The sequence below is a fragment of the Vibrio sp. OPT41 genome (genome assembly GCF_015163595.1).
GTDB lineage: Bacteria > Pseudomonadota > Gammaproteobacteria > Enterobacterales > Vibrionaceae > Vibrio > Vibrio alginolyticus.
The window spans coordinates 1-13,277 of sequence record NZ_JADDYH010000010.1; the positions used below are offsets into that span (position 1 = coordinate 1).

General features: G+C 42.9%; 9 protein-coding genes and 1 pseudogene. 4 read left to right on the forward strand and 6 right to left on the reverse strand.

All coding sequences use genetic code 11. The features are described 5' to 3' along the window. Positions 1-428: hypothetical protein (locus IQP38_RS01640; protein WP_228009953.1), on the forward strand; the 428-nt coding region annotated here is incomplete at its 5' end. Between the two features lie 693 nt (positions 429-1,121). After that, positions 1,122-2,642 carry an SIR2 family protein gene (locus IQP38_RS01645; RefSeq protein ID WP_193837275.1) on the forward strand — a complete coding sequence of 507 codons (1,521 nt, stop codon included), beginning with the start codon at positions 1,122-1,124 and terminating at the stop codon, positions 2,640-2,642. A 188-nt stretch (positions 2,643-2,830) separates the two neighbouring features. On the opposite strand, the gene IQP38_RS01650 is transcribed toward IQP38_RS01645, so the two are convergent. The 6 genes and pseudogenes from IQP38_RS01650 to IQP38_RS01675 all read right to left on the reverse strand — a co-directional run bounded on the left by IQP38_RS01650 (position 2,831) and on the right by IQP38_RS01675 (position 11,120). After that, positions 2,831-3,289, reverse strand: a complete 459-nt coding sequence (locus tag IQP38_RS01650; RefSeq protein WP_193837230.1) for a hypothetical protein — start codon at positions 3,287-3,289, stop codon at positions 2,831-2,833. Continuing rightward, positions 3,286-5,265 carry a hypothetical protein gene (locus IQP38_RS01655; protein ID WP_193837231.1) on the reverse strand — a complete coding sequence of 660 codons (1,980 nt, stop codon included), beginning with the start codon at positions 5,263-5,265 and terminating at the stop codon, positions 3,286-3,288. The genes IQP38_RS01650 and IQP38_RS01655 overlap by 4 nt, the downstream gene beginning before the upstream one ends. Beyond that, on the reverse strand, positions 5,258-7,132 hold the full coding sequence (locus IQP38_RS01660; RefSeq protein ID WP_193837232.1) for a hypothetical protein: 1,875 nt from the start codon (positions 7,130-7,132) through the stop codon (positions 5,258-5,260). Before IQP38_RS01660 ends, IQP38_RS01655 begins: the two co-directional genes overlap by 8 nt. Next, positions 7,129-8,724, reverse strand: a complete 1,596-nt coding sequence (locus tag IQP38_RS01665; RefSeq protein WP_193837233.1) for a site-specific integrase — start codon at positions 8,722-8,724, stop codon at positions 7,129-7,131. Before IQP38_RS01665 ends, IQP38_RS01660 begins: the two co-directional genes overlap by 4 nt. A gap of 80 nt (positions 8,725-8,804) precedes the next feature. After that, positions 8,805-9,332 (reverse strand): annotated as a pseudogene (gene radC, locus IQP38_RS01670) (RadC family protein); the annotation flags it as partial. 114 nt (positions 9,333-9,446) lie between these two features. Next, positions 9,447-11,120, reverse strand: coding sequence for a methyl-accepting chemotaxis protein (locus IQP38_RS01675; RefSeq protein ID WP_193837234.1), 1,674 nt, complete (start codon positions 11,118-11,120; stop codon positions 9,447-9,449). A gap of 193 nt (positions 11,121-11,313) precedes the next feature. Between IQP38_RS01675 and coaBC the strand changes: the two genes are divergently transcribed. Both coaBC and slmA read left to right on the forward strand, forming a co-directional pair. Next, positions 11,314-12,513: a bifunctional phosphopantothenoylcysteine decarboxylase/phosphopantothenate--cysteine ligase CoaBC gene (gene coaBC, locus IQP38_RS01680; RefSeq protein ID WP_064353527.1), complete on the forward strand. Its 1,200-nt coding sequence runs from the start codon at positions 11,314-11,316 to the stop codon at positions 12,511-12,513. A gap of 171 nt (positions 12,514-12,684) precedes the next feature. Next, the gene (gene slmA, locus IQP38_RS01685) at positions 12,685-13,275 is read left to right on the forward strand and encodes a nucleoid occlusion factor SlmA (protein WP_005379386.1); all 591 of its coding nucleotides are present in this window, start codon (positions 12,685-12,687) and stop codon (positions 13,273-13,275) included. Positions 13,276-13,277: the final 2 nt, after the last annotated feature.

Here is a 13,277-nt window from a genome sequence, read left to right on the forward strand (position 1 = left end):
ATGCGAAGCTGAAATCGGCAAAGAGACGCAGAACTATAGAGAGAAAAAAGGCGTTAGAGAGTTTGATTAACGCGCACCGGGAAAAGCAGTTAAACGATCTGCAGTCTGTTGCATTCAACATCGCAGCTGTTGTGGAAAACAGTACACCAAACTCATATATAGTGAAGCACCAAGACATTGGGGTTCAGATTCGAGAGCTCACCAAAGCTAGACGATATTTTACAGTTGAGGAAATAGATCGACCAAGAGTTGCAAAGACAAAAGTCAGTCTACATTCTAAAGATTCGATCATTCAAAAAGCCCTTAAGCAGGCAGAAGAGGAGTATGGATTACTTGCAGGAATAGATCACTTAAAGAGCTATGATGCTAAGGAAGACCCGTACCTAAAACACCTAAAGAAGAACAAGCGTTCTATCTTAGGTTTTTAATAACGTGAACATAAAATAAACGGCTAGTTTGAGTTATTCTCGCTAGCCGTTTTTATTTTCAGTGGAGCGTTACCTCTCCATACGTGAGCTAATCCGTTACGTTCTAATTTAGTAATGTAACTGACAAGGTTTTGTCCAGAACCTTCACAGTTGGTACTTCGTAGCACAGAAGTGCCCCATAACGATTCAGCGGTGTGATGGGCAAGCTACTTTTTTAGCTTCCGTTGACCCAATTTTAGTAATGCTACTGACTTTCGAAAGGGCTCTGACATTTATATTGTGTCTAACGGGCTAGCTGTCCCCTTACAGTAACCACGCATACGCATTTCTTCCTGATGACCTTTCAGAAAAGGGCTTTTTAGACTCAATGATAACTCCTTACCTTATAATACTGTGTATTTATACATAACCATTTAAAATTCACGGATATCAAGGGAAATAGTGAAAAAATTTTGCGCGTTTATACATGAAAAATTCAGATTGTTCATGTTTATCAAAAAGTTATGTATTTTCGATTTGAGATAATAAGTTTGGAAAAACGTGCATGCACGTTTTTCCAGATGGTATATTTAACAGAATGCTGATAAGTTCTTTGCATACAGATAGTTAACTGTGCGCGTTTTCACGGGTTCAACGAGGTAAACGCGCATGCGCACTAACAAAATGTTAGTTTTCCCAAGGATCTGAGTGAAAATGATAATCGATGACATAATTTCAGGGATAGATGAAGGTGGGCCAAAGAGTTATTACTCTTTCGAGACCTTTGTGCAGCATCTATTAAAATACCACATCGAAAATCAAGGTAAGCAATTTCTATTATCGACTGAATTAGCACGATTTGGCGATGCATTTGCACCTGAGGGCTTTGATCAGTTTGATGGTGCAACACTAATTGAAATAAAATTTAATCTATCAAGGCTTCCAATTCGACAGTTTGTTGAGAAGTCGTCGTATAGATTTATAAATGAATATACTGAAAATAAATTCGAGTATGTTCTGATAATTTCTGCCAAGCCAATTCCCAATAAATTTTTACATAGATTCTATGAGGAAATAGAACGAAATCAATTTCCTTTTAAAGTTTTAATTTGGGGGCCGTCAGACTTAAATCGGATTGCCTCAAAACATAGAAAGTTAGTAAATAAAATAACGAGCAATCTATTCGCCTTAAGACTTTCTTCAGCAATATCTAAACCAGTAAGAGACTGGAGGCAAGATCGAGAGGAAATAATTGATAACTTAAAATCTTGTTATAACAAAGGACAATTCTCTTTATTTCTTGGCGCAGGCGTATCAAGTAGTGCAGGGATGCCTGATTGGAATGCCCTCCTAAATTCTTTATTCGTCACTTATCTAACACAGGAGTTCGATGGTGATGGTGCAATGGGCGATAAAGATATAAGTGATTTAGTCGCTAGGCTTAATAGCATAGATGAGCCTTCAGCCTTAATGGCTGCTAGATATCTTCGAAAAGGGCTGTCAAAAAGAGACGGTGAAGCTAGGGACTTTGTAGATGCTGTTACCAAAAACCTATATAAGCTACGTAATACTAAATTTCCTATAGACTCAGAGCTTATTAAGTCAATTGCATCAATGTGTTTGCCTAGACGGACAGGGGCCAAAGTAAAATCGGTGGTAACTTATAACTTTGATGATTTACTAGAGAAACAGCTGAGTAATAACTCTATCATGTATAGATGTATATACACCGATAATGAGAGTTATGATCCAGATGAGCTTCCTGTTTACCACGTCCACGGATTCTTACCAGAAGATCGAAAGTCCTATGATGGGTTAGATAATTCAACATTAGTATTTTCCGAAGAGGGTTATCACCAGATTTATTCCGATTCATATCACTGGTCAAATCTTGTGCAACTGAATTCCTTCAGAGAAAGCAACTGTTTGATGGTAGGCTTGTCGATGACTGATCCTAACCTTAGACGATTGCTAGATATTTCTTCAAAGAATATTGAGCGAAGCAAACACTTCGCTTTTATGAAAAGGCTTTCTTCAAGCGAGTTCTGTTATGAAACTGTGGCAGGTAAAAAGTCTAAAGTTATAGATAATATTGATTCTGCTGAAAAGTTTTTAGAGCGCCACCATACCCTAAACGAAGAACTAATGAAGGAACTGGGAGTTACAATTATTTGGTATGAAAATTATGATGACATTCCTGAAATAATTAATACAGTTGTCAGATATGAAAACTAACGCCGCATTGCAGCGGACAAGCCGCTGAATGCGGCGTTAGCCCATAGAAATTTTTATGCGAAATGCACCTGATACAGCCGACGAGCTAAAACGTTTTTATCCATAAATGGCTTGGCTCGTTTCTACAACAAGCTTTTGCACAGAAACGATGAACCTAAGCCCCATGACACTTTGACCGTGTAATCATTTTACTTGATTGGTGTCACAACTGAGTTTTCATTCAATAACTCTTGCTGTAGGTCAAACACCCTAAAACGAAGTCTCGCATTTTCAGCCTCTAACTGCTTTCGGGCTTCAACAGCATTGTTACGTTGCACCCTGTATTTATCTTTAAGTTCATTGGCTTTTTTTAATTCGTGTTTTAGCCTATCAAGCTCAGGCAAAGGGATATCTAGCTCAATATCTAAACTTGTTATCATCGCCTTATCGCGGTTGAGGTTGTATTCATCGATAAGAGGTTTCGCGTAGGCCACGAACGCTTTGAACTTATGGACATAGCTATTGCCAAGCAGCGCTTCATTATTGATACGGTTCAACGTAAGCTTACCTGCCGCTTTTACATGAATCGGCTTACCATCTAGTAAACGCTGAAATGCATTAACAAGCAGTCCCTCAGCCTTGCTAGTTGCCTTATATTCTACTTTCATGCCCATACCGCCTTAATATCATCATTGAAGCTATCAAAAGGGATGCCATGTTTGACCAATGTTGGCTCGATAGATTGTATTTTCTTCTTTCTGGCATCCAGAATTAATTCATTGGCATAGTCACCCATGTCATTTATTGCTCGGAATGAAGCAATGAGATTATCCCGTTCCCTCGATAGACTTTTCGCAGCTTTATCAGTGATTACCTTATGAGCACAAGGGGCTTCAACAATATCCATCAGGGAGCAAAGACGTTCACAGTTACGGTTGGTGCAGTAGCCACCTGTAGGCAGTAATACAATGGATTTTTCACCCGCCCTTACCAAAGAGAGCAATTCACCTCGGGACATAATTATTTCTTCACCCTGTGCCAGTCGCTCTGCTTTATTTTTAGCTATGCGTTCACCTTCTGCACCGCTTAAGGTAACGGATACATTGTAAATCTCATCCCATGCATCCACAGTAGATGCTTCAATAGCTGCATCAAACTCACTCATTAACCGAGTATCCATCAACAGTTGGTTGGTACGCGCTAGTTCGGAGTAATTCGCATACCAGTTAGACATGTTAGTATTGCGGTGTTTAAGCTGGTACTTTACTGTAAGTGCGTTCCCCAGACGTTTTTTTACCATAAAGACCACAAAACTTCGTCGTAAATCATGTGGACTAAGCCTTGGTAAACCGCCTCCGATTTTTAAGCTTCCTGCGCGTTCTGGATTCAAAAGGTCAAATTCTTCAACGTCTTCTTCGGTCGCATTAATGTTGAACACTTTCAAATTTAATCCACACCCACTATGAAAGCAGGCTTTTAGCGACACTTTATTAATGAGTGCTTCGCAGCCATAAGGGATCGAAGAAGAAACGAAGGCACTCTCTAGATCTTGTTGCATTGCATTATATTTTTCTTTGGTTAACAGACCATTTTGGTAACCGTAATCCAGTCGCTCTAGCCAATATTTTCTCGCGGCTTGCATGGAATCAAAAGCTAGCTCCAGGGCCAGCTTTGCAATAGGAGCAGTATTCCAAGTCGTATAAACTCTTTCACCCTTGTTTCCTTTTGTAGAAAACCCTGAGACCTTGGGTACGGCAGCCCGTGAATTGTCATAACTCTCTTTGTTCATGGAGAGTAACTCTTCCTTTCGGGCAGCTGAGAATAACCCCACACAGATAAAGCACATCTTGAGCAATGTATTCAACCATGAGCCTCCCCTGTCAAACGAGAAATTAGGAATGGTTTTTCGTTCAGGCCATTGGCGTGTTATGCGAGACATCCTGTCAGTGAGTGCATTCATTTGTATACGGCTTAGGGCACTCACACGTAGCTTTTTAAGCTTAGCGTTGTGCATTTCATCTTGATAGATGTAGAGCTTCTCCATGGCAGCGGAAATTTGATGGCGATAGGGGTGGTAGGTTTCTACAAACTCAACCACAGTTTTTAGAATACTGACATGAATAGCTTCAGGAAATGCGATTGCTTGACCGTTACCAGCATCAGGTTTAGCCCACTGAATATAGTCTTGCTTATAGACATAACGAGATACAAGACCCGCTTTATGCATTGCATTAATCACAGAGGCAAGATGACTGCACGTTGTTTTACGCCCAACCCCATGTAATGTTTGTGTGAATTTTTTCCATTCTCGTTCGATCGAAAGTAAGCTGAATTCACTTTTTCCCCAGCGTGTTGCGAGGGTGTTCAAACGAGCCCTAATATTTATTAACGAACCAACCGTTGCATGTGAATCAGAGCTTGATTCCTTCTTCTGCCACTGCATCAATGCATAGAGGTAAGACTGAATATCTTGGCGGTACTTCTCATCAATATTGCCAAAAGAGATTATTTTTTTGTTCTGTTTTAGTGCGTAAAAGTCCCACTCTAGATCAAAGACACGTGACACTCCGTTCCCGTAAGAATCAAACGTTACATACGGATTTCCGGCTAGTTCTGGGCGAAGCTGTATAGGCTGCTCAGACATAAAATGATCCCTTAAAAAATTGGCTTGCGCTGGCTCTGTCTTGGTAAAGCGGGTGGTAATCGCCATCATCCACTTTTTGTTTTGCTTGAGCGTAGTTTTTAGGTGCTTTTTGTTTCAGTCTGAGAAGAACTTTTTTCAACATACCTTCCACAACGAAATACTCACCCTTAGGTGCGGAATTACTCGCCACTATCTCTTTGAGGTCTTCAATTTGCTCCAAAAAAGATAACATCAACCAGATATCATTTTCTGACGCCACCAATTTATGGCTGTCACAATCAAAGCAAGCAAGAAAATCCGAGCAACGGCCCGTATCTTTGGAAAAATCAATGCCCAACTGCTTCATGCGCCTCGCCTCAGCAACAAGCTTCTCTGGTGTTGCCCCCGCGCATTTGATACCACTGGGCGTTGTCATGAATGGCTGTTCTTTGCTTTCGCGGGTACTCAATTTCTTATAATCATAATCTGATAAAATATCGCTGCGCATCGCCTTGGCATCCTCGATGGCTTTACCAATCTCCTCTCCTTTGGCAACAGCGCTTAACGCACTAAACGTGGCGTTGAGGTTATTATCATGGTCTGCTTGGACACCACTAGAGTACCGTTTAGCGACAACATTCACGGTATTATTCATCCCCTGTGACACAAGGAATATATCTTCAGTGACTCGCATCAATACATCAGATTTTGTGGCCCTGAATCGGCTTGCAGTAACCGTTAACCCCGTTATTTTCTCAAGTTGTGTATTGATATAGCTAAGATTTGTACCATGCGTGCCGAATGTCCAAATCTCACCACTAGCGCTAAAGAAAGGGCAAAGCGGCAGTTCACTTGCAATCGGGATCTCCAGTGTTTGGAACATCAATTTAGACGTTTCTAGCCATCGGATGAGCAGTTCTTTGGTTCTCAGGCTAAAGCCTGCGCTATTATCCAAATCCTTATAACCAGCCCTGAATTTTTCACCGTTAAAAACAAACCGTCCACTACCAATATTTTTGAATGAAACATCCTTATGCTGCACGTTGGCAAGCACTGATTTGTTCATGCCTGTCAGCATTGAGAGCACGAAAAACCAATTGCGTGATGCCTGGTTATAAAAAACCTGTCGATGAAGTCGCTCAAGTGAAAGTGAGCTGTCCTTTATTGTTCCAGGCACGGGGATCATGCACTTCTTGAAACCATATTTCTTATTTGCAGTTAGCGGTGGTGTCCATCCTTTGAGCTTCGCTTGCTCAGAAAAAAGCTCTTCATCAAAAAACGGATGAATATCTAGCAGACCATTTTTCTCAATTGCTTCCTGAAAGGCCAGCGCTCCCTTAACCAATATCTTGGATAATGGTTTCAGCTCTGTTTCTATATGGAACGCTTTATTCGTAGCAGAAGATCTATTTGCAACGTTCGGTAGCACCTTAACGTCGGCTTCTCGGTTCCACTGTTTTAATAATACTGACAAGCCGTCTTTAATCCGCATTGCTTCCGATATCTGCAAACCTTTTTCGCGTAATCTATTGAAGTGTTTAATGCTATCAGCCATGACTGCATTACTGAAAAGGTCACCGTTATAACCAATTCCGTCAAGATACCGGAAGTAACTAACAAGCCCAGAAAAGTAGTGCTGCTTCGTTATTTTGTGAGGTAAGAAGCTTAGCCTTTGGTAAATTTCCCTGACAATATCATCCCGATTTGCTAACACCTCATTCCCTGAGCTAATTTGCTTTACTGTCGGGACGTTACGATAGCGCAGGCGATAAACGTGAGATTTTATGCCATTACTATTGTCTAAAACCATATCTTCAAAATGAAGTGGGATCATTGGTGATCGGGTCTTCTCTATCGCAATTTTGGTTCGCTTTCGTCCTTGAATCACAATGACCCCTCTAGATCATCAAAAGCGCCAATATAGTCCAGTACGTCCTCGTAGATTTCATCGGCGGAAGGCATATCTTGTGCTATTTTCAGGTATTCTATCGTCGTCGACCTATCTTCGTGACCAATTAAGGTTGACACCCTATCCAATGCCTCATCGGGTGTGATTAGCGGGTTGCCATAGTCATCTTTTTTATTTAAAAGGTGACGGAAGATATTCACGGCAAACGTTGAGCGTAAATTATGTAGGGAGCCGACTATAGGATGGTCAAGACCTCGGGTTAGGTTTGCAGTGTTACGTATCTCCACCCAGCGCCCGGTAAAGTCTTGTAGCCGCGTAAACATCGGTTTCCCTGATTGGGTAATAAACAAGTATTCCAGCTTAGGGTTAATCGCATCATCTCCGTCAAAGAAATGCGAATTTCCTTCTTCTTTCTGCTCCTTGCACCATGCTTTGAATTTCTCCAGACGCTTTTGATACCTGTCAGACTGAGAGTAATCGTAAAGCATCTTCATCAATGTGGCGGGGATAATGGTAACCCGGCTTTTATTCTTCTCTGCGAAGCCCTCAGCCGTCTTTGTGAGTGATTGATACTTATCACCAACACCCAAATCCATCACAGGCTTTTTAAACACCTCTTTGCCGTCCTGAATCATAGTTTCGGGGTTAACTACCTGTCCTAAGTGAAGGCTCGCTGCTTCTTCTCTCCGCAATCCAGTATTACGGCAAATCATGGGGTGCAGACAGAACTCAATCGGCAATGAATGCAGTTTATTGTTGTCACCATGACGAACCACCCTGCGAGATTTCATTAAAATGGTTTGCAGAATGTTCCATTCATTATTGGTAAACGGTTTTAAGTCACGGCGTAGATTACTGAGGTTTGTGCCGCCACTACGCGATGATTTAGTAAACTTAATCCGCATATCCGTCGTATGCACCTGCTTACGTTGATATGCTTTCATACTGGATGCAGACGCCTCAAAATGGATATTCACTGTCTCAAATTGGAAAGGAGGGTTGTTAAAGCGGACGCCCTGACGAAGGCTGTGTTTATAAAAACCAACGACACTGCTCATATATTGCCTAGCCGTTGTTTTAGCCAATACACCCTCAATAGCGAGTTGTTTGATTCCATCTCGATATTGGTAGGTTAATCGTTCCTGTTTATTACGAGGAAAGGTATTCCATTCTGGACGGGGATCATCATAGAGAGGGTCAAAGTCCTCTTTATCGTATTTAGCATCCCACTCTGCCTGTTTGTCTAATACAAAACTGAAGTAATGGGCAAGCCCCTGTGCATCGGTACTAAGCTCAAGCACGCCATCATCAATTGCTTTTGACAATAAGAACTCATTAACCATGTCTAATGGTTGGTAACTGACTAGTTTGTCTTTATCGCCATACCCAGTGATATGGAGTAAAGGGAGTTTCTTTACGGGGGTCTTATTGCCATTGGCACGGTATGTAACTTGAGGTTCTCCATTATCATCAATGGATACCAGTGGTTTCTCGTAAACGAAGTTAGGTATAGTTGAAATTTCTATCTCTTTTCGTATGAGCTTTTTTTGATTTTTATCGTTACTAGACATACTAAATCCCACACTGTACATACGAACAAAATATACAGCAATCTCAACTTTAAAAGTTAATTATGAAGATTTAGTTTATCAGGTATTTTTTGCGCCAAAATCAAAGCCGCCGCGTTATGATGCAGAGCACGCTTGACGACTTCTCTCGGATACACCGACGCTGCATCCAACGTTCCTTCAAATAAAATTTCATCTTTTATCACTCGGTGCTGGTTATCGAGAAAAAGAATATAAAAAGCCTCTCTTTGCCGATCCCTTAAAATAGAAGACAGATATAACTTAGTTTGGTCGGGGCTGGTTAAGGCATCACCACGCTTTAGCGTCTCCGCCAAGTAACGTTGTGTCATTTCTAGTACCGCTTGCAACTGAACATACTTGGCTTGCCCCAATCCTTTGTGACGACAAAACTCTTCTTCTGATGCTGAAAATAGTTGTCTGAGCGAACCAAAGTCTTGAATAAGGAAGTCTGCAAGCTCAATCACGTTCATTCCGCGGGTGCCTGTGCGCAAGAAGATGGCCAGTAGCTCAGCATCGGTCAAAGCTTGCGGCCCTCGTTGCAGTAGCTTCTCTCTGGGCATGGACTCATTTGGCAAAGCTTTCAGTATCATCTGATGTCTCTTTATATGGAAAGTGTCCCTATTCCACAAAACAAAAAGCGAAAGTCGAGTATGACTTTCGCTTTCTTCGTACCATCAGTGCTTTCCATGCAACTTAACAGTTCATCAGAGTTTAAAGTTGCCAACCAAGCCGTGAATTTCCGTTCCAGACTGTGATAGCTGCGTGCTGATTGACTCGGCATGCTGCAACGTCTCATTAATGTTGTTCACGATCTGTTGAATAGCCACTAAGTTTTGGTTGATGTCTTCTGCAACCGCGCTTTGTTCTTCTGCGGCAGACGCGGTTTGAATACCCATATCTCGAATTGTTCCGATAGAATGATGAACACCAGAAAGAGATTGCTGAATGAGCGCAGATTCTTCCGCCGTTTTGACACCTCGTTTTTGGCTCACCGACATCGTACTGACCGCTCTTGATACACCATTTTGTAGCTGCTTGAGCATGTCGCCAATTTCATGAGTACTATTTTGCGTACGACTGGCTAACGAGCGCACTTCATCCGCAACGACGGCAAACCCTCGACCTTGCTCACCGGCTCTAGCCGCTTCAATCGCCGCATTTAGGGCCAACAAATTCGTTTGCTCGGCTATCTCGCCAATCACATCCAGCACTTTGGTTATTTTTTCGGTCTGTAAACTCAACTCAGAAATTGCATCTGACGTGCTGTCTATCTCCGTCACGAGTTCGGTAATGCCTTCTATTGCTTGCTCGACCTCATGCTGAGCGGCGGTGACTTGACTGTTGGCATCGTCAATTGCCTGCGCGGTCGCATTAGTATTGCTGGCTACTTCTTTGGCAGTCATGCTCATTTGCGTCACTGCCGTCACGACTTTGTCCGTCTCTAAACAGTGATCCTGCATTTGACCGCTCGCTTGGCTGGTCTGAGTGTTCAGGCTTTGAGAAACGGTCTGTACTGTCGTCGCAGAGCGATGAATGTCCTGCATCAGTGGGTGCAGCTTATCCATAAACTCATTAAACGCGGCCGCCACTTCACCGACTTCATCCTGACTTTCGACTTTTAAACGAGCCGTTAAGTCACCGCCGCCTGCGGCAACATCTTTTAATGAAGCCGCGACATGTTGTAATGGCTGAATGCCTTTAGACACCACGATACTGGTGAGAACACTGGTAATGATCAATCCAATAACGGAAATCAACACGGCAGATAATGTATGCTCTTTTAGCTCTTGAGTCTTTAACTCTCTGTGCATCGCAACTTGCTGGTCGATGTCATCAATATAAACGCCAGTACCTAAAACCCAGTCCCATTTCGATAGATATTCTGCATAGCCCAACTTAGGCGCTTGTGCGTCAATGGTCGGTTTGTGCCACGAGAAATAGAGGAACCCATCCCCTTTTTGAGAAGCATCAATCAAGCCCGCAATAACTGCGACCCCATTTTTATCTTTTAAGTCGTAAAGGTTTTTACCCTCTAATGCAGGTTTGATGGCGTGCAACGTATTCACACCTTGAGAGTCGTAGGCAAAAAAGTAACCATCGCTTTCAAAGCGCATGGCTTTCAGAATTTCTTTTGCTGCCTCTTTATTACTTCCATTTACATCCGTGTCGTATAACGGTTTTATCGCCGTCACGCCCATCATCATATAGGCTTGTAACTCTTTCTTTTTCGTTTCGATGAGCTCTTGCCTGTCTCTTGCCAGCTCCGCTTCCAAACTTTTACTGCTGTTGATGTAATACACCACTGAGATCAACGTGGTGATCAACAACAGCGGAATTAGGGTTATCAGCAGCAATTTGTTTCGACTTTTCAACACCATGGTTTCCACTACCTCTTTTTCTTTTCAGACTTGCAAACTCCGCGCAACTTGTCTGTGAGGTAGGCGAGAATTTTCCCTTCCTCGGTCAGATTAATACTCTGGAGTTTGATGTGAATTATCTTCTCGTTATATATGCTCGGGCGGTCAGACTTTGAATTGTGTTAAAATCCGGTCATCAAATTGGAGATCTCACATGCAAACACTAGCAGGAAAGAAAATTCTACTCGGCATCAGTGGCGGTATTGCCGCGTATAAATGTGCGGAGCTAACCCGTCGCCTCATAGAGAGAGGAGCGCAAGTTCAAGTTGTAATGACGAAAGCCGCAAAAGAGTTCATTACCCCTTTAACCATGCAAGCCGTTTCGGGCCGTCCTGTCTCGGACAGTTTACTAGACCCAGCAGCGGAAGCCTCTATGGGCCATATTGAATTGGCCAAATGGGCAGATTTAGTGCTATTAGCGCCCGCGACCGCGGACTTAATCGCGCGCATGTCCGCAGGCATGGGGAACGATTTACTTACTACGCTCGTGCTCGCGACGGATTCCCCTGTTGCTGTTTCTCCTGCGATGAATCAACAGATGTATCGCAATATCGCAACCCAAGAGAACATCGCTACGTTAGCGCGTCGTGGTATGCACATCTGGGGCCCTGCGGCAGGAGAGCAAGCCTGTGGTGATGTAGGACCAGGTCGAATGCTGGAACCAATGCAGCTAGTACATCTATGTGAACAGTTCTTTCAACCAAAATTGCTAGAAGGTAAGTCGATACTCATTACCGCCGGACCAACTCGCGAAGCGATTGATCCAGTGCGTTACATTACGAACCATAGCTCCGGGAAAATGGGCTATGCATTGGCGAGCGCCGCAGCGCAGATGGGAGCAAAAGTCACCCTCGTGAGCGGTCCTGTCAGTTTAAATACGCCCGTAGGTGTTGAGCGCATAAATGTTTCCAGTGCACAAGAGATGCACGAAGCCGTTATGACACATGCAAACAGGCATGATGCGTTTATTAGCTGCGCTGCCGTTGCCGACTACCGCCCACAAACGATCGCGTCTCAAAAGTTGAAAAAGACAGAAGACAACGACGAAATGGTCATTAATATGGTTAAAAATCCTGATATTGTTGCATCTGTGGCAGCAATGACTGAGAAGCGTCCGTTTACCGTCGGTTTTGCGGCTGAAACCAATGATGTAGAGACCTATGCTCGAGGCAAGTTAACAAAGAAAAACCTCGATATGATCTGTGCAAACGACGTTTCGGTTGCAGGGCAAGGATTTAACAGCAACGACAACGCAATTACCCTTTACTGGCCTGAAGGTGAACTTGCGCTCGCTTTAGAATCAAAAGAAGCATTGAGCTTTAAAATTCTCGAAAAAATGCATCAATTGATGTAACTAACGTTTGAAAACCCTGCCAATTTTTTACAAAAGCTGGCATAAATTTGGTACAAAAATGACAACTAAGGGTGTTAAATCTCCCATTCCACCCTTAGTGGTCTAGTTTGAGGCGAAATAGCGTCTTATAATCCCCTCCGCTCAACTTTGTATTTTGAAAGGAAGTAACTAATGGCCGGCAGTAAAAAATCCAACCGTCGTGAAGAGATCTTACAAGCATTGGCAGAAATGCTTGAATCAACAGATGGCGCTTCACGCATTACTACGGCAAAACTGGCCAAGCAAGTCGGCGTTTCAGAAGCCGCGCTGTATCGTCATTTCCCAAGTAAAGCGCGCATGTTCGAAGGGTTGATTGAGTTCATTGAAGAAGCCTTGATGACACGTATCAACCGTATTCTAGACGACGAAAAAGATACACTAGAGCGTATTCGTATGGTGATGCACCTTATTTTGGCGTTCTCTGAACGTAATCCAGGTCTGACACGCATTTTGTCGGGTCATGCTCTAATGTTTGAAAATGAACGCCTACGTGAACGCATCAATCAACTCTTTGAGCGTATAGAAACACAATTGCGCCAAATCCTGCGTGAACGTAAGATTCGTGAAGGGAAGTCTTTCCCTGTCGAAGAGCGCATCCTAGCCGCGCAAATTCTGGGACAAGTTGAGGGGAGCCTAAACCGCTTTGTGCGTAGCGACTTTAAATACCAGCCGACTGCAAACTTTGACGAGTACTGGGCGCTTTTGAGTGCACAAATAAAGTAAAA

Bases quoted from the DNA above. Each gene is read 5' to 3' on its own strand.
- IQP38_RS01645 (WP_193837275.1), top strand. From the start codon at position 1,122: ATGATAATCGATGACATAATTTCAGGGATAGATGAAGGTGGGCCAAAG.
- IQP38_RS01650 (WP_193837230.1), bottom strand. From the start codon at position 3,289: ATGAAAGTAGAATATAAGGCAACTAGCAAGGCTGAGGGACTGCTTGTT.
- IQP38_RS01655 (WP_193837231.1), bottom strand. From the start codon at position 5,265: ATGTCTGAGCAGCCTATACAGCTTCGCCCAGAACTAGCCGGAAATCCG.
- IQP38_RS01665 (WP_193837233.1), bottom strand. From the start codon at position 8,724: ATGTCTAGTAACGATAAAAATCAAAAAAAGCTCATACGAAAAGAGATA.
- IQP38_RS01675 (WP_193837234.1), bottom strand. From the start codon at position 11,120: ATGGTGTTGAAAAGTCGAAACAAATTGCTGCTGATAACCCTAATTCCG.
- coaBC (WP_064353527.1), top strand. From the start codon at position 11,314: ATGCAAACACTAGCAGGAAAGAAAATTCTACTCGGCATCAGTGGCGGT.
- slmA (WP_005379386.1), top strand. From the start codon at position 12,685: ATGGCCGGCAGTAAAAAATCCAACCGTCGTGAAGAGATCTTACAAGCA.